This is a genomic window from Lentibacillus halodurans (assembly GCF_900112045.1).
Taxonomy (GTDB): domain Bacteria; phylum Bacillota; class Bacilli; order Bacillales; family Amphibacillaceae; genus Lentibacillus; species Lentibacillus halodurans.
The window spans coordinates 72,324-93,733 of sequence record NZ_FOJW01000002.1; the positions used below are offsets into that span (position 1 = coordinate 72,324).

The following is a 21,410-nucleotide window of genomic DNA, read 5'->3' on the forward strand; positions in this document are numbered from 1 at the left end:
TGATTGTCGAAGAGTTTGCTTTGGCATGACACGTTAAACGTGGTAAAATTTTAACTAAGTGAAAATTCAGGAGGAACGCTTGTGGAACCTTTGTTACATATAAATGACCTCTATGGTGGTTATACGCATAAAAACGTGCTGCATGGTATTTCGTTTGATGTTTATCCCGGAGAAATTGTCGGGCTGATTGGACTGAATGGTGCAGGGAAAAGTACAACAATTAAGCATATTATCGGATTGATGCAAGCTAAAAAAGGAACGGTCGCGGTTAATGGAAAAACATTTCAGGAAAACCAGGACACGTACCGGAGTGAAATGGCCTATATTCCGGAGATGCCGATACTGTATGATGAACTGACATTGTACGAGCATCTTCGGCTGACGGCAATGGCCTACAATATTTCAGAAGACCTTTTTGAAAAAAGACTGCCGCCACTGTTGAAAGAATTTCGGATGGAGAAACGGCTCAAATGGTTTCCAACTCATTTTTCAAAAGGAATGCGCCAAAAGGTCATGATTATGTGTGCGTTTTTAATCGAACCGCCGCTTTATATTGTGGACGAGCCGTTTGTCGGACTTGACCCGCTCGGTATTAAGTCATATTTACAACTAATGGATGACATGAAAAAAGATGGATCCGGCGTGTTAATGTCGACACATATTTTGGCGACAGCTGAACGCAATTGTGATCGGTTTGTCATATTGCATGAAGGCCGGATCAGAGCAGTCGGTACGCTCGAGAAACTGCGGCAGGACTTTCATATGCCTGAAGCAACACTTGATGATTTATATGTGGAATTGACAAAGGAAGATAGCCATGTTTGATTCGCATGATTTTTTCAAACAACGCTTTGCGGCGCATATGAAAGAGATAAGCCGTTATTTGCGTTATATTTTTAATGGACACATTGCTTTTGCCATGCTGTTTTTTGTTTCTGCAGCTGCTTATTATTACCAGCAGTGGCTTGCTGGTCTTCCCGAAAATTTTCCGACGGCATTGATCGTTGGGGGGACATTCGGGCTTTTGGTCAGTTACAGTCCTGTTCGCACGCTGCTGAAAGAGCCCGACCTGGTTTTCCTGATTGCCGCCGAGAATAAAATGGGTCCTTATTTCCGGGATACGCTGCTTTACAGTTTTGTTGTCCAGCTTTATATTATATTACTAGCCGGTGCTGCATTCGGTCCGTTATATTTTGCTTCTTATCCTGACCGCGCAGGAAATGCCTATTTATTGACTCTTTTTGTTGTGCTTATTTTCAAAGCTGGAAATATGATTGCCAACTGGTGGATGCTGAAAATTAGAGAACCCGGAATGCGTCAGGCTGATCATGCTGTACGTATTTTACTGAATGTTGCTGTTTTTTACTTTATCATTCGGGGTGAAATGATGTGGGCCGGTATCACAACGGTTTTGTTTGCATTCGTATTTTTATACGACTTAAGTGTCTCTCGAAAGCAGCCCGGTATTGTCTGGGATTTACTGGTGGAGAAAGACCGCAGCCGGATGCAGATGTTCTACCGGATGGCTAATATGTTCACAGATGTTCCACACTTAAAAAATCAGGTGAAAAGCAGACACTGGCTAGTATCACTGGTCAGCAGGGTGCCATTTGCCAATCAGCATACCTTTGATTATTTGTACCGGATTTCATTTGTGCGCGGCGGAGACTATTTGGGTATGTATGTCAGACTGATTGTTATAGGCGGTTTGTTTATTTACTTCGTACCGAACATTTGGATGAAATTACTGTTTGCATTACTGTTTTTATACATGAGCACGTTTCAGATGATGACGTTATACCATCATCACCGGACGGTTATGTGGCTTGATTTATATCCGATTGATTTGGGCGTACGCCAGCGGTCACTGTTAAAATTGCTGTTTCAGCTGACACTGATACAAACTGTTGTATTTGCACTATTGTTTTTGAGCATGCAGGAATGGATTGGTATGGGCGTCGTGCTTGTCGGTGGTACGGTGTTTAACTATCTATTTATTCAGGGATATGTGAAAAAGAGAGTGCAGGTATAGAAGGAAAAATCAATGTACTTCCTGTTTTGAAGCGTTCAGTCGTTTTACATTTTTATCTGTCAAAAGAGACTGGTACTAATAAGAACCAGCCTCTTTTAACTTTTTATTACTGTCTTGATATTCAAAATATGCTGAGATAAGCGTTTTGGCCGCTACCGGCAATGCGCGTTCATCGATATCAAATTTTGGATGATGGTGCGGATATTCATTTCCCGCTTTTTGCGCCCCTGTAAAAAAATACGCGCCGGGCTTTTCGAGCGTATAATAGGCAAAATCCTCGCCGCCCATGACCGGTTTTACTTCTTCGGTTGTGTGAATTTCATCAACATATTTTGCAGCCCGAAGTACCAGCCCGGCTTCTTCAGCGTGATTGACAAGCGGCGGATATCCCTTTTCATAATTGAATGAATAAGTTGCATCATTCGCGACACATACGCCTTGAATGATCTTTTCCATTTCTTCAATGACTTTTTCCTGAATGTCTGTGTTTAAAAATCGGACGGTGCCAACCAATCTGGCAGTATCTGCAATGACATTGAATGTAGTCCCTGCATCAAACACACCTATCGTTACAACTGCCGTTTCAAGCGGATCAATACGCCTGCTGACGATTTGCTGGAGCTGTGATACCACTTGGGAACCAAGTACAATAGCATCTTTGGTTTCATGTGGGTATGCACCATGACCGCCGAGCCCTTGAATATTGATTTCAAACCGGTCCGTTCCAGCCATGAATACGTTTTTCGATGTTTGCATCACACCAAATGGGGTAGTAGCCCACAGATGTGTCCCAAAAACGGCATCGACATGATCAAGCGCACCGGATTCTACAATCGGTTTTGCCCCGCCTGGTGCATACTCTTCTGCGTGCTGATGCAGAAATACTATCGTTCCCGGCAAGTCGGCTTGAAAAGATTTCATCGTTTTGGCGAGTGTCAGGAGTGCTGCAGTATGTCCGTCATGTCCGCATGCGTGCATTACACCGTCCACTTTTGATTTATAGGGAACATTTTTTTCATCCTGGATCGGCAATGCATCAAAATCGGCTCTCAGTGCAACGGTTTTGCCTGGTTTGCCGCCTTTTAAAGTGGCAATCACGCCATTGCCACCGACATTTTTCTGGTAAGGGATTCCTAGTTCTTCGTAAAAATCAGCGATATATTGAGCTGTTTTCGTTTCCTGAAAGGACAATTCGGGATACTGATGCAGATAACGGCGAATGTCAACCATTTCGGGGTATAGCTCATCCAGTCTTTTATGTATATCCTGTAACAATGAAAAGCCTCTCCTCTTTGTAATTTCCAACTATTATAACACTTTTTAAGGAAGAAGTGTTGATTGGAGGGTATATTTCTGAAAACACCTGTATAGGAAGGAGAAGTGTCCTATTCGGTGGAAAATATCTTCTGGGACGAGACAATCCCCAAAAGAGCAGGAACTTCGGCCGGAGAGCAGGGACTCCAGCCGGAGAAAAGAACTTTAATCTAGGAAACAGTTATTACAGCCTGACATACACAAAATTGCGAAAAACTGCACAAACTGCTCCAAAAATCCAACTTTTGAAATAGTCTTTTATCGTTTAATTAACTCTTGGATCAGTTAATAACCGTTCAATCTCTTCTTTATGCCCTGTTTCATCTGCAATCATATCTTCCAATTTTACGACTAGTTCAGTGTAGCCTAATTGTTCTGCCTGTTGTTTGCGTTGTTCATAACGTTTAATCGTATCGGCCTCAGAATCGAGAGCAGCTTCCAGTAAATCTTTGACTTCTGTTGGCTGCGGAATGTCAGCGGATTTCGTTGTCGGCGTTCCGCCTAATGACTTGATTTTTTCGGATAAGTACAATGCATGCCCCATTTCGTCATTGATTTCGCCTTCGAAAAAAGGCTTCAATGCAGAACGGTACAAGCCGGAAACGACCGATGCACTGTACGTATACTGAATCGCTGCAGCATATTCATGGGCCAAATCTTCATTCAATCCATCAATCAAATTCTGCAGATTTTGATCCATTATATATCCCAACCTTTCGCTTATAATTAGAGCACATAATTATCATTCCCCTCTTTATATTTTTGAAACATAAAGTGACACTACATTCAGCGGGGTGTTTCGACGGACGTGATGCTGGCGTTGCGACAGGACGTTGCGATCTTAGCCGCCCCCCGCTAAATGTTAGTAGAACAGAATCGGACCTTTACAGGCAGTTGTTCCCACCATAGTTTTTACGTTTGTTCTGCAACCATGAAATGGAGAACTTACAGCCCTGTTATGACGGGGGAAAATAAGATATGATGGACACAGGAGGCTTAGAACGTGTTGAATAGACGGAAATATATCATGTTATTATTACTATCGTTGCAGCTTTTAATCATCGGTATTTGGGTCATGCGGATTATCAGCGGACAAGTTGTTTACATTGATCAGATGACCCGGGGACTTGTGCAACAATTGGCAGACACTAATGTTTATACATTCTTTCGCTGGTTAACCGAATTAGGTTCCAGCACGTTTTTGACACCATTCACAATTATCACGTCCCTTTTATTGTGGTGGGCTTTCCGGGATTGGCTGCCGGCATTGGTATTTGGCCTGGGAACTTTGAGCGGTCACGGCGTGAATATACTTATGAAGCAACTTGTTGAACGTGAAAGGCCAAGTATTTTGGTTGCTGCCAATGCTGAAGGGTACAGCTTTCCATCCGGTCACGCGATGATTCCAATGGTTTGTTATGGACTGCTCGCGTATTTTCTTGCCAAAAAATTAACATCGTCTAAAGCTGCTATAACCGTTCAATTCAGTCTTGCCTTGCTTATTTTTTTGATCGGAATCAGCCGATATGTGATTAATGTTCACTATTTAACGGATGTCTTCGCAGGATTTGTTTTCGGGTTTATCTTTTTAGCAGGTTTGATTTATTTGTATGAATGGCTGCAGGAGGTAAGGGGAAGATCTCGGTCTTGAGACTGATACAAAAACAGGCTGTGGACAATTATTTACACTCAGGCCATCATGTATAATGGGTACAAGAGCTTTATTCAAATGAGTTAGGTGGATGATGGGAGGGGGAACCGATTGATACGTTATATTTTAGCAATTATGCTTATCTCGTTTGGTGTTGCACTTGCCTTAGAGAATATCGGTGTCATAGACATTAGTGTTCATCATGCGTGGTTGTATATTTATCCGATTATATTTATGATATTTGGCTTCAAATGGATAGCTGATCGAGTAAGACATCGTGGCGGCAGCTGGATTTTTGGATCTTTTTTCTTTATTTTCGGGATATTGCTTCTGATGGACCGGTTTGATTTCATCACATTCCAGTTTGGCGATGTGTTGAAATTATGGCCACTCTTGATTGTTTATATCGGCTTTACGTTTATTGGCAGCAGTAAACGAATGTTTGTTCATCGGAAGGTAAGGACCAACATGAATCATACTGATGATACAAGATTTTTTTCGGTAGGCGACCAAGAATATAACCGGCCGAACTGGAAGGTCGAACCCATGCATTTACGCAGAATGGCTGGTGATTTTTACCTGGATTTCTCCAAAGCATTTATCCCGGAAAAGGAAATACCGACTACAATTAATTCATTGGCAGTTGATGTTCATATACTTATGCCGGAAAATATTGCATTCAGAGTGGAAGCTACTGTGATGGCCGGTGAAATTACTGCTGCCGCTCAAAAAAAGGATGGGATTAACCGAACGATTACGTATGAAACGCCGGATTATGAAAAGGCCATACAGAAACTGAATTTGTTTATAAAATTGCAGGCTGGCTCTATTAGAGTTGTCAACATTTGAAAGGGGACGGATCAATGCTGAAAAAACTGAGTGGTATTCGTTATATGTATATTCGTTCTCATTTATATGCGGTTTTTTTGACAGTGATATTATTGCTATCTATCTTGTTAAGCATTTATGTCATTTTTGCTCCCGATTGGCTGTCGGTGGGAGGCATTTTTACGTTTATCCTGCTCTATATGCTATTTGCAATTGTGATTTCTTGTTATGCCGGTTTTAAGTCAGGCGGCAAAATGAAGGAGCGGCTGGATTATCTGTCTGTATTGATTACACAGTTTGCGAACGGACATTATGATTCCCGCATGCATTTTCAGGAAAGTGATGAACTTTCAAGAATCAGTGATGAGATGAATGAACTGGGGGAGAAGCTGCAGAACCAGGTGAAAATGTGATCGAACCCAAAGTTGCCGGAAAAATGATGTCCAGTTTCCGGAGAGACGGGAAGAAGCTGCATGATGAATTGACTGAACGTGAACTTGAGGTGCTGCTTTGTATTGGAGAAGGATTAACGAATCAGGAGATCGGGGAAAAACTGTACATCGGTATTAAAACAGTGAAAACCCATGTCAGCAGTATTCTTGCTAAATTGGACGTTTATGACTAGACTCAGGCTGCTGTGTATGTTCACAAAAATGACTTATGGAAGCAAAAAGATTAGCGGCGAGAAGGCTTCCTTTTTGCTTTTTTTCTGTTCTTGCTTGTATAATACTTGAGAAAATGAAATGAGGGGATGACCATATGGAAAATACAAAAACAAGGGAAACATTAATTATGGTCATATGGGCGCAAGCGCTTGTTGCCACGTTGGGCAGTCTGTTTTTTTCGGAAATCATGGGCTACGTACCATGCGAACTATGCTGGATACAGCGGATTTTGATGTATCCGCTCGTCATTATTTATGGCACTGCCCTTATTAAGAAAGACTTGAACATTGCATTACCGGGGTTGATTTTAAGTGGAATCGGGATGCTGGTTTCGATTTATCATTATTTCATCCAAAAGCTCCCGGCATTACAGGATGCAGGTGATGCGTGCGGCGTTGTTCCATGTAATACGGAATACGTGAACTATTTCGGATTTGTTACGATCCCATTTCTGGCCAGTACCGCATTTATCATTATATTCGTATTGCATCTTTTATTACTGAAACGGGGGAGGAAATAATTTATGCAAAAGAAAATGCTGATCATTCTGGGTTCGATTGTCGTGCTATTTGCTGCCCTTTATTTTGTGATTGATTATAAAAATCAGCAGGCGATTGGGGACAACGAAAACCCATATGGAAAAGATGACCTGGAACAGGCAACGATTGACCAGCTGGATGATCCAAACTACCAGAATCAAATTGTACCGGACGAATTGAGCGAACAACTGCATAACGGAGAGGATATGGTCGTTTATTTCTATGATCCGACATGTCCGCATTGTCAGGAATTAACACCGAGGCTGGTACCGATTGCAGAAGAAATGGATGTCGATATGAAAAAACTGAACCTGCTTGAATTCCGGGATGCATGGGATCAATATGGCATTGAAAGCACCCCGACCCTGATTTACTTTGAAAACGGTGAGGAAGTTGATCGGGTCAATGGAGCACAACAAGATGACATATTCAGAGCGTTCTTCAACGAATATGTCATGAATGATTCGGAGAATAATGATGAGCAAGCAAGCTAGGGAGTACCCTGGCTTGCGTTTTTCTTAAAAAACAAATTCGGCTAACTCGGATTGAGCAAAACGGATTTCTGCATCCAACCTTTGGAAGACTTGGGATTTGATTTAACTCTCTAATCTTTGGCTTTCGGAGAACGGATATGACACCCGAGATTTTCTTAATCCATATCGATCATATGGTAACTCGTCACGAAAGGTCTGTCCAGAAAGTATGCAGGTGGTTTGACGTCACCGCCACCTTGATGTGCCTGTTTAAATTGATCCGATTTTTTCCAGTTTTCAAAGTCAGCTTTGGATGCCCACTGAGTCATAACGATATAAGTATTTCCTTTCTTTGGTCTTAATAAGCGGAATGCCTGAAATCCGGGCATGGATTCCACGTTCTGCTGCCGCTGTTTAAACTTGTCTTCAAATGTTGCCTTGCCTTCATCGGCTACCGGGATATTATTCATGACGACAAAACCTTCTGACCGGACTGTTCCATTTTCAATGAGAATCTCATATGCTCTCCCGGAAGCAAAGATGCTTTTTCCATTGCCTTCATAATAAACTAATGTACTTGCGCTCTCCCGCATAAAATAAAAATCGATATCCGGATGCTTATCCGGGAGTTTTTTTAAAAAATCAAGTGTCCCATTTGTCATATAGGCATTCATGACGACACTCCTTTCATTTTTCTCTTCCTATCATAACATACCAGCTTAGCTTGAACGTAAATCGATTGATTCACTCTAACTGCCAGTAAATGTCCGATAAGCTCATCTTCCAATCAGTGGGGAAAGACGCCCCACTGATTGAAGAATCACTTTATCCCGCATGTAACTGGCAGTAAGTCCCCAATTATAAGATTTGAAGAAGTTAACAAGATAAGTGCTGACTAACTGCTCATCTAACAATCAGTGGGGAAAGACATCCCACTGATTGAAGATTCACTTTAAAATTATTATTAAGTAACATCAAGTATTAATACTTTCGTCTTTGCGAAAATTGTCGTATACTAATACGTGAGGTGAATTCACAAGAAGATGAAAAAGCTAAAGTGGCTGTTGCTTTCATTGGTTTTCGTTCTGGTATCGGGCATAATCGGATATGTTGTCATTTTATTCGGCGGCGGTCTCATTGTTGATGAGGAAAATTTGGTTCTTGATGCCACAACAACGGTTGAAACAAGCGATGGAACAGTCATCGGTAAGTTATATAAAGAGAATCGGATGCCCATCACGCTTGATAAGATTCCCGGACATGTCCAGGAGGCATTTATATCTATAGAGGACAGGCGATTTTATGAACATGCAGGGGTTGATTTCATTTCGGTTGTCCGGGCTGTTTATCGTGATATTGTTGCGATGGCTAAGGTAGAAGGCGCCAGCACGATAACCCAGCAGCTGGCGAAGAACTTGTTCCTGACGAATGATAAAACATGGCTGCGTAAGACAAAAGAAGTTATGGCCGCTATTCATTTGGAACGGCATTTATCAAAAAATGAAATCCTCGAATTGTACTTAAATGAAATTTACTTTGGACAAGGTGTATATGGAGTCGAGGCTGCAGCCCGAAAATTTTTTAACAAGTCAGCAGCAGATTTAACAATATCAGAAGGGGCATTATTGGCAGGAATGGCGAAAGCACCAAATGGCTATTCACCAGTAAACCATCCCGAAAAAGCAGAAAAACGGCGAAATGTTGTATTACAAGCAATGGATGATACAGGCAGCATTACGACAGAGACACGTACACAGGCACAGGAAAAAAAACTTGGTTTGGATGTACAGGAATATGAACCGAAACCGTGGGCGGCAAGTTACATTGATTTAGTTTTAAAAGAAGCTGAAGACAAGTACCAGTTATCCAGTGATGAATTGCGACGCGGCGGATATCGTATTGTTGCTAACATCAACCAAAATATCCAGCAAATTGCCTATGAAAAATTTCAGAATGAGGATTATTTCCCGGGTAATACCGAGGGGGCTGAAGGTGCCTACGTTATGCTGGAACAAGATACGGGTGAAATTGCTGCTGCTGTCGGCGGCAGGGATTACCAGCTTGGTGACTTGAATCGTGTTACAGTCAATCGTCAGCCAGGGTCTGCGATCAAACCAATTGCTGTTTATGGTCCAGCTATGATGCAGGAAACCTATCAGCCGTATACACTTATTCCCGATCGAAAAATGGAAATTGATGGGTATACGGCAACAAATTATGATGATCAATATACCGGGTCGATTTCCATTTATGATGCAATTGTTGAGTCGAAAAATGTACCGTCCGTTTGGCTGTTAAACGAAATAGGCATTCCTTATGCGAAAGATTATTTAAATAAACTGGGGCTGCGAATTCAAGATGAAGGACTGGCAATAGCATTGGGCGGATTATCAGAAGGTGTGACACCTTTACAAATGGCACAAAGCTACCGGCCATTTGCAAATGGTGGCGAAACGATTGATGCGATTGCAATCGACCAAATCCTTGACAGAAAAGATGAGGTTGTTTATGAAGGAGAGACGGACACTGCAGAAGTGTTCAGTCCGCAAGTTGCCTGGAACATGACCTCAATCCTGTCCAATGTTGTCACATCAGGCACAGGAAGTGCAGGCGAGTATACAAAAGCATTGGCAGGTAAAACCGGTACCACACAGCACCCGTATGTTGATGATGCAGTGAAGGATGCATGGTTTGTCGGGTTTACACCGGACTATATAAGTGCAGCATGGATGGGTTATGACACATCTGATGAGAATCATTACCTGACAGCCGGAAGTGAAATGCCGACTAGGCTGACCAAAGATATTTTATCGGAATTTGATGAACAGGAAACGCTGGCAGCTTCATTTGAAAAGCCGGAAAATGTTACTGCATTGCCTGAGCCAATTGAACTGCCTGAGGATATAACATTACATGGCGACTATTCGTTTGGCGGCTTTTCCCTTTTTAACGGAAAACTGGAGTGGACAAAAGCTGGGGATGATCGCATCGTTTATCACATTTATCGGGAGGAAGAAGGCATTGATGAACGGATCGGGGAAGTAGAAGGAGATAACAAATATACGATTGATCGTATTTCATTTTTTGGATCATCCCGCTACTATGTTGTTCCTTATGATCCATTGACGAACACAGAAGGGCAAAAGTCAAATACGGTTGAACTGTCAAGGTAATGTCAATACTTGAATTGGGCAGGCATTTAGGGGAAGACATCATATATAATTTAAACAAATTGATGACAATACGTAATATTTTCTATACAACGACATCGGAAATCGCTATAGTTGAAAATGGGCAATTTACGCTGCTATAAAGGGTGAACTAAGTGACAAGACATTTGAATGAAGCCATTTTAAAAGTATACAACGGAGAGAAAGCCGATTATACCCCTGCATGGTTTATGCGCCAGGCAGGCAGGTCGCAGAAAGAATACCGTGAACTGAAGGAAAAATATTCTCTATTTGATATTACACACCAGCCTGAATTGTGTGCCTATGTAACGCGCCTTCCTGTTGAACACTACGGAGTGGATGCAGCGATTTTATATAAGGATATTATGTCACCACTGCCGGCACTAGGTGTGAATGTGGAAATTAAAAAGGGAGTCGGTCCGGTGATAGACAACCCAATCACTAATTTTCAGGATGTTGAACAGTTGGGCTCCATCAATCCCCAACAAGACATACCGTATGTGCTGGATACAATCCGGCTGCTGACAGCGGAACAGCTGAATGTACCGCTTATTGGCTTTAGCGGCGCTCCATTTACACTGGCAAGCTATATGATTGAAGGCGGACCATCAAAGAATTACAGTAAAACAAAAGCACTGATGTACAGTCAGCCCGATGTCTGGTTTGCGTTAATGGACAAACTAGCGAATATGACGATTACTTATGTGCAGGCGCAAATTGATGCCGGCGCCCGGGCGATTCAAATTTTTGACTCATGGGTCGGAGCAGTGAATGTCTGGGACTATCGTTATTATATCAAGCCGGTCATGCAGCGGATTTTTTCGGAATTGCAATCAGAAAGCGTGCCATTGATTTTATTCGGTGTCGGTGCACGTCATTTGCTGCTGGAATGGAACGACTTGCCGGTTGATGTCATCGGCCTTGACTGGCGCACCTCCATTACCGAGGCACGGCAAATGGGGGTTACCAAAGTCTTACAGGGTAATCTTGATCCGACAGTTCTGCTTGCTGATTGGCAAACGATTGAGGCAAAAACGAAAGCTATTTTAGATGAAAGCTGGCAGCAGGGAGGACATGTTTTTAACTTGGGGCATGGTGTCACACCGGATATTAAGCCGGAAACATTGAAAAAATTAACTGAGCTTATCCATACGTATTCGAAACGATAATCGAGAGGTGTTACAAATGGAAAAGAAAAAATTAGGACTGCTTGTGATGGCATACGGAACGCCTTACAAGGAAGAAGACATTGAACCGTACTATACAGATATTCGCCACGGAAGAAAACCATCCGAGGAAGCGCTGCAGGATTTGAAAGACCGCTATCAAGCAATTGGCGGCATTTCACCTCTGGCAAGAATCACGGAAGAGCAGACCAAAGCATTGAAAGAAAAACTGAATGCATCACAGGATGAGGTTGAATTCAAAGCGTATATCGGTCTGAAGCATATCCATCCGTTTATTGAAGATGCCGTTCAGCAAATGGCAGAAGATGGCATTGAGGAAGCTGTTTCAATTGTACTGGCACCGCATTACTCAACATTCAGTGTCAAATCGTATAACAAGCGTGCTAATGATACAGCAGCAACTTACAGCATTTCCATCGAATCAGTGGAAAGCTGGTATGATGAGCCAGGTTTTATCAAGTACTGGGCCGATCAAATCAGTGCCATTTATGATGAGTTGTCTGCACAAGAGCGGGAAAAAACTGTTCTGGTTGTTTCCGCACACAGCCTGCCGGAAAAGATTTTGCAAGATGGCGACCCTTATCCTGATCAGTTGAAGGAAACAGCCCGTCTCATTTCCGAAGCGACTGGAATCCAACATTATGCGATCGGCTGGCAAAGTGAAGGGAATACTCCTGATCCATGGCTCGGTCCGGATGTACAGGATTTGACCCGTGATTTGTATGAACAGAAAGGCTATCGTTCGTTCGTATATGTGCCGGTTGGCTTTATTGCCGATCACCTGGAAGTTTTATATGACAATGATTATGAATGTAAAGTGGTTTGTGATGAATTGGGAGCGAACTACTATCGTCCGGAAATGCCAAATACCCATCCGCAATTCATCGCAACTCTTGCTGATGTCGTTATGAAAAAGGTAAAGCGTGAAGTCCGATGAGCGAAACAAAAAAGATTTTAATAGCAGGCGGCGGAATAACCGGCTTATCCGCTGCCTACTACTTGCAAAAAGAAATCAGTGAAAAAGATCTCCCGTATGAAGTAAAGCTTATCGAAGCAGGCAGCCGGCTCGGCGGCAAAATAAAAACAACCAGACGCAATGGGTTTGTAATTGAGCAGGGGCCGGATTCGTTTTTATCACGGAAACAGCCTGGTGTTAAACTGGTCCGGGAATTGGGATTAAGTGATCAGCTGGTACGCAACGGGACAGGACAATCCTATATTCTTGTGAATAATAAACTGCATAAAATGCCTAAAGGTTCCTATATGGGAGTGCCAATAAACATTCGTCCATTTTTGTTATCCCGTATTTTTTCGATGAAAGGAAAACTGCGTACAGGAATGGATTTTGTGCTGCCACGGGGAAAAACAGGTGACCAGTCACTGGGAGCGTTTTTCCGCTGGCGTTTTGGCAATGAATTGGTGGAAAATTTGATTGAGCCGTTATTATCGGGGATTTATGCCGGTGATTTAGATGACATGAGCATCATGGCAACATTCCCGAATTTTTATCAGCTTGAACAGGACCACCGCAGTTTGATCAAAGGCTTGCAAAAGACGATGCCGGAAAAGTCAAATCTGAAAAAATCAGACGGGAAAAAGCAGGGGATGTTTTTCTCATTTGAAAATGGACTGGAAACATTGGTTGAGCGGCTTGAGGAAGTTCTGGGCGATATGGTTTCATTGAACGTCGGAGTCGACCATGTCGAAAAGAAAGATCACGGCTACCATGTTTTGCTGAGTAATGGTGAAGTGTATAAAGCAGATGCAGTTGTCATGGCCACACCGCATGATACATTACCGAAAATGTTCAGCCAGTTTGATGTATTCGATGCATTCCACGACATTCCGTCTACATCTGTTGCCAATGTTGCCATGGCGTTTGATGAATCGGCGATTAAGCAGGATATCGACGGAACCGGATTTGTCGTATCACGAAATAGCAATTTCAGGATTACAGCATGTACCTGGACACATAAAAAATGGCCGAATGCCGCACCGGATGGCAAAGCGCTCGTCCGCTGCTACGTCGGAAGACCGACTGACCAATCGGTGGTACATTTATCAGACGAAGAAATTACTGACATTGTATTGAACGATTTGAATAAAACGATGAATATATCAGAGCAGCCTGAATTCAGCGTCATCAGCCGCTGGAATAATGCAATGCCGCAATACACCGTCGGACATACCGAGCAGATTGCAAAAGTACGGGAAGATATGCAGGATAAGCTTCCGGGCCTATTTTTGGCCGGCAGTTCGTATGAAGGTGTTGGCATCCCGGATTGTATAGATCAAGGGGAAAAAGCAGTTGCTGATGTATTGGCGTTTTTGGGCAAATAAAATTGGAATCGGTATTGAACAAAGTGTTTGGTGTCGGTTCTTTGTTTTGATTAACGGAAGCTGAACCTGGGCGAAAACGCAAAATATCGATAGAGAAGCGGGTGTATCAACAGAAGAACGATAGAATCGACCGAAGTAAGTGTTATAAATAACATCATCCCGTACAAATCATTCAAAAAAAGTGCTTCAGCCAAGCCAAAGCTGAAGCACTTCTCCCTTATTCATTCATAACTCTTTTCCAGATCATCAACGAGCTCGCCGACATAGGCAACTGCTTCCCTAATAGCATCCGGATTGGACATATCAATACCGGCTTTTTTGGCAAGGTCGAGCGGTTTCATAGTTCCGCCGGCTTTCAGTACTGTTAGCCAGCGGTCGACTGCAGGCTGCCCCTCTTCCCGGATCTTCTTTGCCATAGCAGTAGAAATCGTTAGACCTGCAGAATACGTATACGGATATAAACCCATGTAATAGTGCGGCTGCCGCATCCATGTCAGGCCTGCATCGTCATCGATCGACACTGCGTCACCCCAGAAATTTTCGAGTGCTTCTTTCTTCTGTTCGGACAGTACTGCAGCGGTCAATGGTATTCCTTCCTCAGCCAAACTGTACACGCGACGCTGGAATTCGCCTTCAAGCAAGTGTGTCACAAAGTTATGATAATAGGTTCCAAGGAGCGAGCTAATGACCCAGCGTTTCATCCGCTTGTTGTCCGTTTTGGCCAGCATATGATCAGCCAGCAGTAACTCATTTAAAGTAGATGGTGCTTCGATAAAATACGTGGATGCCCGTGTGTTGACAAGTGACTGATTTTTACCGGCAAGATAGAAGTGACCCGCATGTCCCAGCTCATGTGCCAGTACAAATGCCCCCCGCATTGTATCTGTCCACGTTATTAAAATATACGGGTGGACGTCATATGGAGAAGAACAAAATGCTCCTGTTTGTTTTCCGACATTGTCGGCCCGGTCAACCCAGCGATTGTTAATACCCTGTTGCATGATGTCACTATACTCCGGTCCCATCACTTGAAGCGCTTCAAGAATCGTATCTGTTGCATCTTTGTATGTTGTAGCCGGATTGAATTCCGGATCAAGTGGCGCTTTCAAATCGGCGAAGCGCATCTCATCAAGGCCGAGTTTTTCCTGTTTCAGTCTTGCAAATCGGCGCATATGTGGAGCCAGTTCCCGCTGAATAACATCAAGTTGATTGTGGTACATATCTTTCGTTACCTGCTGTGGCTGCAGCAGCATATCGGTAACGGAGGCATAGGAACGCAGACGGGATGTTGTCACTTGCTTTGTCACTTCGGTGGCATATGTCGCTGCATAAGTGTTTTTATACTGGTTCAGCGTTTTAACGAATGAGCCATATGCCTTTCTGCGGGTCGTTGTATCGGATGACAGTTCATAGCTGTCCTCATAAAGTGCCGCCGACATTGGCAATTCTTCACCATTACTGTCTTTAATTGGATCAAATTCCATATCGGATGATTTGCTGCGCTGATAGATCATATACGGTGCACTATGTACCTCATCAAGGGCTGCAAGTGTTTCTTCTATTTCAGGAGCTAACGTAAAAGGTTTTTTTTCCAAAACGTCATCAAGCATTTTCTGGTATGTTTTCAATTCCGGTTCTTCACTTATAAAGTGTTCAATAGCATCACTTGATAACTGCAGGAGCTCATTTTCAACGAAAGATAGTTTGGCGCCGATTGCAGCCATTGCAGATGATACCTTGGCAGAGTCAGCCTGATTTTGCGGATCAGATCCATCTGAACTTGATTTAAGGTTGGCGTACGTCGCCACATGAATCAGGCGTTTTTCAAAATTCTCCTGAGCCTGCAGACCATTTAACAGGTTTTTGGCACTGGATGTCAGTCTTCCTCTATATTGGGTCACATCACTGACATTTGCCTGAAGGGCGTTTAATTCTTGTTCCCACGCTTCATGGGAAGCAAATAAATCGGTTAAATCCCACGTCTGTTCTGCCGGTACTTCAGAACGTGTCAGGCGTTTCGTTTTTGTTGTCATAATAATTACTCCCTCCCAATTTATTTCGTTACGCTAATTAATTATAAAATAAAAATAACTGAAATAATATCATTTTCGGATATTTTTTGGAAAATAACTGTGTGAATTCCCGGACAATCATTCAAAACAAACAAAAAAATACAGCTGTATGAATAGCTGTATCAATGGAAAGGAACTATATAGTACAGTACAATGGAATTGGATGTTGTTACCTGGCTGGGTGATCACACTCGTCACACAAATTGCCGTAACAATCGGCTTTCTCAAACATCTCGTTACCGCAATGATGGCATTTTTTCCGTGGCAGATTTCTGAAAAATTCAACAACGTTCATCATGGTATCATCCCCTTAGTGTTGGTAAAAACTATTGTATTATAACAGTATGCAACAAGTCAACACTGTGTTACAACAAAATTTAAAATTGAGGTGTTTATTTATGAAGTTAACGATTATCGGATGTTGGGGAGGCTATCCAGCCCCGGGTGGTGCTACCTCAGCTTATATGCTTGAGCAGGATGACTTTACTTTGCTGATTGATGCTGGCAGTGGTTCATTATCCAAATTACAATCCATGAAACATGTCATGAATTTGGATGCGGTCATTCTTTCTCACTACCATAACGATCATATAGCAGATATTGGTGTTCTTCAGTATGCTTGGCTGGTGCAATCTTATATGAGTGATCGAAAGGAAGTGTTGCCGATTTATGGGCATCAAGAGGATCAGTATGGCTTCAAGTCATTGACACACAAGCATACAGAAGGGGTTGCATATGACCCGGCTGCAACATTGGAAGTTGGTCCATTTTCCATCACCTTTTTAAAAACAGTCCATCCAGTACCATGCTATGGTATGCGTATTACAAACGGAGAAGATGTAATCGTTTATACTGCGGATACAGCTTTTAAGGAAGCGTGGTACGACTTTGCCAAAGATGCTGATCTCCTGGTAACGGACTGCAACTTTTATGCGGATCAGGATGGTTCGGCAGCAGGACATATGACCAGTAAAGAGGGAGCGATGATTGCAGACAAAGCGAATGTCGATGAATTGATTCTCAGCCATCTGCCGCAATATCGTGATAACAACGATCTGGTAAAAGAAGCTAAAGCATTTTATTCCGGAAGTATTCAGCTGGCTAAAGAAGGGCTGGTCTGGGGAAAAAGTCATAATTTTTGATTATCCTCCGCGTTTCTATTACACTAATAGATGTTGAATAATTGTGCTAGGGGAGGTTATTTCATGAAATTCATTGACAATGAAGGAATTACTGATCCGACGATTAATCTGGCGATAGAGGAATATATATTGCAGAATTTCGGGGAAAAAGATACATATTTACTGTTTTACATCAATAAACCCTCGATCATTATCGGACGGAACCAAAATAGTGTTGAAGAAATTAACACGGACTATGTGGATGAGAACGGCATCAAAGTTGTCCGGCGTCTTTCCGGTGGTGGCGCGGTCTATCATGATGAGCAAAATCTCAACTTCAGCTTTATTACAAAAGATGACGGGGAAAGTTTCCAGGACTTTGCCAAGTTCACCCAGCCGATTATTGAAGCGTTGAACAAACTGGGTGTGCCAGCGGAAATGAAAGGCCGGAATGATCTTGCTGTAGAAGGCCGTAAAATTTCCGGAAATGCGATGTTTTCAACTAAAGGTCGGATGTTCAGTCATGGAACATTGATGCTCGACTCGGAAATTGAAAATGTCGTTTCAGCCTTGAACGTCAATAAGGAAAAGATCGAATCAAAAGGCATCAAATCAATTCGCAGCCGTGTTGCCAACATTTCCGAGTATCTGGATGAAAAAATTTCAATGGACGAGTTTAAAGAGATGATCCTGAAACATATTTTCGATGTGGAGGATGTCAAGGAAGTTCCACGCTATAAATTAACTGAAGCGGACTGGAAAGAAATTCACAGGATTTCCGAGAACCGTTACCAAAAATGGGAATGGAATTATGGCAAATCGCCCAAATTTAACGTACGGGCGTCACATAAATTTGATGCGGGACTTGTTGATGTAAGACTCGACGTCAATAACGGCATCATCGAAAACTGCAAAATTTATGGGGACTTCTTTGGATTGGGAGAAGTCAGCGATCTGGAAAATGCATTGACAGGTGTACGCCATGAGCGAAAAGTAATCGAGGAAGCACTGGCAGATGTTGATGTACCGCATTACCTTGGCAAGATTCCAAAAGATGAATTTATTAAGTTGCTGTATTAGTACAGAACAACCGGCTCCTTATGATAAGCAGTCGGTTTTTTCTTTATATATAAAGGATAAGGCTTGATAACATTTCGGGTATGTTTCAATATCAAATTGGCATTCTCGCCAATTTCCGCCGCTCTGCCCTCTAATCTCATCCTTCACTCTAATAAGGCGGCATCCCATTCAGCAAACGCTTTCACTTGAATTTTTATTATCAGTATTTTACAATTAATATAAAATGAATGACTATTCATTCATATCAAAGGGGGAGAAAACGTGAATTTATCAGAACAATTATCGATGACAGCTAGAAAAAACCGTCACAAGACGGCATACATTTTTCAGGATAAGGAAACAAGTTACATGGAGCTGGACGTTGCTGTTACGAAATTTGCTTCCCGCCTGCAGCAGCTCGGCTACAAAAAAGGTGATCACATTGCCCTTGTTGTCAGCAACAGCCCATACTTTATCATCGGATTGTATGGTGCACTGCGGATGGGGGCCGTTGTCATTCCGATCAATCCATTGTACACATCACACGAAATGTCTTATATTTTGAGAAATGGTGATGTCAAGGGAATTATCACAATGGATGTGTTACTGGAAAAATTTGAAGTGATTCAGGATCAGCTTCCGGATGTAAAATATTACATATCCTGTGAAAGCGAGGATGATCTATCCTTAGCAAACAGCCCTTTGTCCTCAAAAATGAAATCGTTATCACAAATGGTGGCCGAAGGCAGTCTTGAATTCAAAGATCCGGGCACAGATGATGAAGACACGGCGATTATACTGTACACTTCCGGAACGACCGGCAAGCCTAAAGGTGCGATGCTGTCCCATCAAAACATCTATTCAAATGCCAAAGATGTTGCTGATTATTTAACCATCAACGCAGAGGATCGTGTGATTGCTGCGTTACCAATGTTCCATGTGTTTTGTCTGACGGTAGCATTGAATGCACCACTGATGAATGGCGGTACGGTGCTGATTATGCCGAAATTTTCACCGCAGGAAGTTTTCCGGCTTACCCAAAATCATAACGCTACTGTCTTTGCCGGTGTACCGACGATGTATAACTATTTGCTGCAAAGTGCTGATAATCATCAGGATTACTTTACCGGCATCCGTTTATGTATTTCAGGGGGAGCCGCGATGCCTGTGTCATTGTTAAAAAACTTTGAACAAACGTTTAACGTAAAAGTTTCTGAAGGTTATGGATTATCAGAGGCATCACCGGTCACATGTTTTAACCCGTTGGATCGCCCGCCCAAGTCAGGTTCGATTGGTAGGAGCATTGTCAATGTGGACAATAAGGTCGTCGATGAATTGGGCCAGGAAGTTCCGCCAGGTGAGGCTGGTGAATTAATCGTCCGCGGGCCAAACGTGATGAAAGGCTATTACAAACTGGGAGAAGAAACAGCAGCCGCCTTAAAAGATGGATGGCTGCACACCGGTGATATGGCGCGGATGGACGATGAGGGTTATTTTTACATTGTTGACCGGAAAAAAGATATGATTCTCGTCGGCGGTTACAACGTCTATCCGCGTGAGGTGGAAGAGACGCTGTATGACCATCCAGGGATCGCAGAGGCAGCTGTTGTTGGTACACCGCATCCGGAGACAGGGGAATCCGTCCTTGCCTTCGTTGTAGCAAAAGATACTGAATTGAATGAGCCGGATTTATTGGCGTTTTGCAAGGGTCATCTGGCTAAATACAAGGTTCCATCGAAGATTTCGTTTTTGGATGAATTACCGAAAAACACAACAGGAAAAATATTGCGGAAAAACTTACGTGAACAAATCGAACAATAATGGAAACAGGGTGTCCAGATCATGCGGACATCCTTTTGTGGTTTTAACGGTCAGAAATTGACCTTTATTGAAACCATAATGGATTTGGTAAGCGTTCATATTTCTGAAAACAATTTTAAGAAAAATCAAATTTTCTATTGCCTTTTTCATGCTGAATTGGTAAATTATACATATGCCTCTTTCTTTTCATGCTACATGAAAGGATGAAATATAATGATAGACCATTTTCACTCTCCATCTTATGAAGTAACTCCCCTTACAATGGCAGTTGTTCCACAGCAGGATGAAAACGGCAATACTAGTACGTGTGTATTGGAAGAGCAGGAAGAATTCTTTATTCACTTTTCTCCAAGTAAAATCATTGATCATGCATGCAAATTCTTTGGGAGCAGTCTGCGTGGCCGTCAGGACGGAACTCGCGGCATATGCGGCATTACACATAAAGCGCCCATTTCCATTGACCCGACCAGCGGCATGTATTTTTTCCCGACAACCTCCCCAAACAACCCGAAGTGCTCATGGATTGCCCATTCACATATTAATCAGGTCAATCAGGGACCCGGAAGGCAGACGGAAATTATCTTCAAAAATCACAAATCCATTCTTCTGGATGTTTCATTTGGCTCGATGCTTAACCAGGTACAAAGGACTGCGCAGTACCGGTATTTATTGGATAATCGCATCAAGTATCTGCAGCGGCATAATGTCGATGTGGCGGCAGAGCCTTTTGCATAAGCTCCTGAATGATTGCTTCCACTTTTTTGCGGATTGCCGGGTTAAAGTAGTTACGTTTTTCTTCACGTCCTCTGCAAAGAAATAGATAGGATGAAAACGAATCATTTTTATTCAATGTAATGACCTGAATCTTTTTATCCTTCATTATCTTTCGCAGTTCCCTTCGTTCATTGACTGCTTCGGTATTCATTTTTTCCAAAAGTGTTATATAAGGTTCTTTGATTTTAAAAGTTCCTTGCCGGATACGTTGCATATCTTGCTGAATCACAACCATCGCCATCGAAAGAAACAGGAAGCGTGAAGCCAGCTGTAATTCTTCATCGTTCAGATAACGCATGTAATCTCCTCCGTGAACGAACATTTGTTCCATGTTTATTATATG

General features: G+C 42.6%; 21 protein-coding genes and 1 pseudogene. 16 read left to right on the plus strand and 6 right to left on the minus strand.

Annotated elements, in window-relative coordinates; genetic code table 11:
* Positions 1–81: 81 nt before the first annotated feature.
* Both BM195_RS03025 and BM195_RS03030 read left to right on the plus strand, forming a co-directional pair.
* Positions 82–825 (plus strand): ABC transporter ATP-binding protein, encoded by a 744-nt coding sequence (locus BM195_RS03025; RefSeq protein ID WP_090233423.1) that lies wholly within the window; start codon positions 82–84, stop codon positions 823–825.
* Positions 818–2,032: an ABC transporter permease gene (locus BM195_RS03030; RefSeq protein WP_090233425.1), complete on the plus strand. Its 1,215-nt coding sequence runs from the start codon at positions 818–820 to the stop codon at positions 2,030–2,032. Before BM195_RS03025 ends, BM195_RS03030 begins: the two co-directional genes overlap by 8 nt.
* 75 nt (positions 2,033–2,107) lie before the next feature.
* On the opposite strand, the gene BM195_RS03035 is transcribed toward BM195_RS03030, so the two are convergent.
* Both BM195_RS03035 and BM195_RS03045 read right to left on the minus strand, forming a co-directional pair.
* On the minus strand, positions 2,108–3,307 hold the full coding sequence (locus BM195_RS03035) for a M20 family metallopeptidase (RefSeq protein ID WP_090233429.1): 1,200 nt from the start codon (positions 3,305–3,307) through the stop codon (positions 2,108–2,110).
* Between the two features lie 304 nt (positions 3,308–3,611).
* A complete protein-coding gene (locus BM195_RS03045) occupies positions 3,612–4,046 on the minus strand; it encodes a ferritin-like domain-containing protein (RefSeq protein ID WP_090233434.1) in 435 nt (144 codons plus the stop codon).
* A gap of 303 nt (positions 4,047–4,349) precedes the next feature.
* Between BM195_RS03045 and BM195_RS03050 the strand changes: the two genes are divergently transcribed.
* From BM195_RS03050 to BM195_RS03075, 6 genes and pseudogenes are all read left to right on the plus strand, one after another.
* A complete protein-coding gene (locus BM195_RS03050; protein WP_090233438.1) occupies positions 4,350–4,997 on the plus strand; it encodes a phosphatase PAP2 family protein in 648 nt (215 codons plus the stop codon).
* Between the two features lie 111 nt (positions 4,998–5,108).
* Positions 5,109–5,846 carry a cell wall-active antibiotics response protein LiaF gene (liaF, locus tag BM195_RS03055; protein WP_244535653.1) on the plus strand — a complete coding sequence of 246 codons (738 nt, stop codon included), beginning with the start codon at positions 5,109–5,111 and terminating at the stop codon, positions 5,844–5,846.
* A gap of 14 nt (positions 5,847–5,860) precedes the next feature.
* Entirely contained in the window at positions 5,861–6,238 is a 378-nt protein-coding gene (locus BM195_RS03060) for a methyl-accepting chemotaxis protein (protein ID WP_090233444.1), read from the plus strand.
* Positions 6,217–6,450: pseudogene (locus BM195_RS03065) on the plus strand (helix-turn-helix domain-containing protein); the annotation flags it as partial. The gene BM195_RS03060 and the pseudogene BM195_RS03065, both read left to right, overlap by 22 nt.
* Before the next feature lie 134 nt (positions 6,451–6,584).
* Positions 6,585–7,010 (plus strand): disulfide oxidoreductase, encoded by a 426-nt coding sequence (locus BM195_RS03070; protein WP_090233447.1) that lies wholly within the window; start codon positions 6,585–6,587, stop codon positions 7,008–7,010.
* Positions 7,011–7,013: 3 nt separating this feature from the next.
* Complete coding sequence (locus tag BM195_RS03075) at positions 7,014–7,523, plus strand: thioredoxin family protein (RefSeq protein WP_090233450.1); 510 nt, start codon at positions 7,014–7,016, stop codon at positions 7,521–7,523.
* Between the two features lie 155 nt (positions 7,524–7,678).
* Here the strand turns inward: BM195_RS03075 and BM195_RS03080 are convergent, their stop codons facing one another.
* Positions 7,679–8,176, minus strand: coding sequence for an antibiotic biosynthesis monooxygenase family protein (locus tag BM195_RS03080; protein WP_090233452.1), 498 nt, complete (start codon positions 8,174–8,176; stop codon positions 7,679–7,681).
* Between the two features lie 369 nt (positions 8,177–8,545).
* Between BM195_RS03080 and BM195_RS03085 the strand changes: the two genes are divergently transcribed.
* The 4 genes from BM195_RS03085 (at position 8,546) to hemY (ending at position 14,220) form a co-directional block, all read left to right on the plus strand.
* Positions 8,546–10,675 carry a transglycosylase domain-containing protein gene (locus BM195_RS03085; RefSeq protein WP_090233454.1) on the plus strand — a complete coding sequence of 710 codons (2,130 nt, stop codon included), beginning with the start codon at positions 8,546–8,548 and terminating at the stop codon, positions 10,673–10,675.
* 152 nt (positions 10,676–10,827) lie between these two features.
* Complete coding sequence (hemE, locus tag BM195_RS03090; RefSeq protein ID WP_090233457.1) at positions 10,828–11,862, plus strand: uroporphyrinogen decarboxylase; 1,035 nt, start codon at positions 10,828–10,830, stop codon at positions 11,860–11,862.
* Positions 11,863–11,878: 16 nt separating this feature from the next.
* Positions 11,879–12,817, plus strand: a complete 939-nt coding sequence (gene hemH / locus BM195_RS03095) for a ferrochelatase (RefSeq protein ID WP_090233461.1) — start codon at positions 11,879–11,881, stop codon at positions 12,815–12,817.
* Positions 12,814–14,220, plus strand: coding sequence for a protoporphyrinogen oxidase (gene hemY / locus BM195_RS03100; protein ID WP_090233465.1), 1,407 nt, complete (start codon positions 12,814–12,816; stop codon positions 14,218–14,220). The genes hemH and hemY overlap by 4 nt, the downstream gene beginning before the upstream one ends.
* A gap of 221 nt (positions 14,221–14,441) precedes the next feature.
* Here the strand turns inward: hemY and pepF are convergent, their stop codons facing one another.
* Both pepF and yhfH read right to left on the minus strand, forming a co-directional pair.
* Positions 14,442–16,253, minus strand: a complete 1,812-nt coding sequence (gene pepF, locus BM195_RS03105) for an oligoendopeptidase F (protein WP_170848131.1) — start codon at positions 16,251–16,253, stop codon at positions 14,442–14,444.
* 208 nt (positions 16,254–16,461) lie between these two features.
* Positions 16,462–16,590, minus strand: coding sequence for a protein YhfH (gene yhfH / locus BM195_RS03110; protein WP_090233472.1), 129 nt, complete (start codon positions 16,588–16,590; stop codon positions 16,462–16,464).
* 100 nt (positions 16,591–16,690) lie between these two features.
* Between yhfH and BM195_RS03115 the strand changes: the two genes are divergently transcribed.
* From BM195_RS03115 to BM195_RS03135, 4 genes are all read left to right on the plus strand, one after another.
* Positions 16,691–17,434 (plus strand): MBL fold metallo-hydrolase, encoded by a 744-nt coding sequence (locus BM195_RS03115; protein ID WP_090233474.1) that lies wholly within the window; start codon positions 16,691–16,693, stop codon positions 17,432–17,434.
* A 63-nt stretch (positions 17,435–17,497) separates the two neighbouring features.
* Positions 17,498–18,493, plus strand: coding sequence for a lipoate--protein ligase (gene lplA, locus BM195_RS03120; RefSeq protein ID WP_090233475.1), 996 nt, complete (start codon positions 17,498–17,500; stop codon positions 18,491–18,493).
* Positions 18,494–18,754: 261 nt separating this feature from the next.
* Positions 18,755–20,293, plus strand: coding sequence for a fatty acid--CoA ligase family protein (locus BM195_RS03125; RefSeq protein ID WP_090233479.1), 1,539 nt, complete (start codon positions 18,755–18,757; stop codon positions 20,291–20,293).
* 213 nt (positions 20,294–20,506) lie between these two features.
* Positions 20,507–21,028 (plus strand): competence protein ComK, encoded by a 522-nt coding sequence (locus BM195_RS03135; protein ID WP_090233486.1) that lies wholly within the window; start codon positions 20,507–20,509, stop codon positions 21,026–21,028.
* On the opposite strand, the gene BM195_RS03140 is transcribed toward BM195_RS03135, so the two are convergent.
* A complete protein-coding gene (locus BM195_RS03140; protein WP_090233491.1) occupies positions 20,976–21,365 on the minus strand; it encodes a YhjD family protein in 390 nt (129 codons plus the stop codon). The two genes, BM195_RS03135 and BM195_RS03140, sit on opposite strands and share 53 nt — an antisense overlap.
* Between the last annotated feature and the right edge of the window lie 45 nt (positions 21,366–21,410).

What these genes read in the sequence shown, in the direction of transcription:
- hemH (WP_090233461.1), top strand. Translation starts at nt 11,879, where the DNA reads ATGGAAAAGAAAAAATTAGGACTGCTTGTGATGGCATACGGAACGCCT.
- BM195_RS03060 (WP_090233444.1), top strand. Translation starts at nt 5,861, where the DNA reads ATGCTGAAAAAACTGAGTGGTATTCGTTATATGTATATTCGTTCTCAT.
- pepF (WP_170848131.1), bottom strand. Translation starts at nt 16,253, where the DNA reads ATGACAACAAAAACGAAACGCCTGACACGTTCTGAAGTACCGGCAGAA.
- lplA (WP_090233475.1), top strand. Translation starts at nt 17,498, where the DNA reads ATGAAATTCATTGACAATGAAGGAATTACTGATCCGACGATTAATCTG.
- BM195_RS03070 (WP_090233447.1), top strand. Translation starts at nt 6,585, where the DNA reads ATGGAAAATACAAAAACAAGGGAAACATTAATTATGGTCATATGGGCG.
- hemY (WP_090233465.1), top strand. Translation starts at nt 12,814, where the DNA reads ATGAGCGAAACAAAAAAGATTTTAATAGCAGGCGGCGGAATAACCGGC.
- yhfH (WP_090233472.1), bottom strand. Translation starts at nt 16,590, where the DNA reads ATGATGAACGTTGTTGAATTTTTCAGAAATCTGCCACGGAAAAAATGC.
- BM195_RS03135 (WP_090233486.1), top strand. Translation starts at nt 20,507, where the DNA reads ATGATAGACCATTTTCACTCTCCATCTTATGAAGTAACTCCCCTTACA.
- BM195_RS03045 (WP_090233434.1), bottom strand. Translation starts at nt 4,046, where the DNA reads ATGGATCAAAATCTGCAGAATTTGATTGATGGATTGAATGAAGATTTG.
- BM195_RS03080 (WP_090233452.1), bottom strand. Translation starts at nt 8,176, where the DNA reads ATGAATGCCTATATGACAAATGGGACACTTGATTTTTTAAAAAAACTC.
- BM195_RS03140 (WP_090233491.1), bottom strand. Translation starts at nt 21,365, where the DNA reads ATGCGTTATCTGAACGATGAAGAATTACAGCTGGCTTCACGCTTCCTG.
- BM195_RS03115 (WP_090233474.1), top strand. Translation starts at nt 16,691, where the DNA reads ATGAAGTTAACGATTATCGGATGTTGGGGAGGCTATCCAGCCCCGGGT.
- BM195_RS03075 (WP_090233450.1), top strand. Translation starts at nt 7,014, where the DNA reads ATGCAAAAGAAAATGCTGATCATTCTGGGTTCGATTGTCGTGCTATTT.
- BM195_RS03030 (WP_090233425.1), top strand. Translation starts at nt 818, where the DNA reads ATGTTTGATTCGCATGATTTTTTCAAACAACGCTTTGCGGCGCATATG.
- BM195_RS03085 (WP_090233454.1), top strand. Translation starts at nt 8,546, where the DNA reads ATGAAAAAGCTAAAGTGGCTGTTGCTTTCATTGGTTTTCGTTCTGGTA.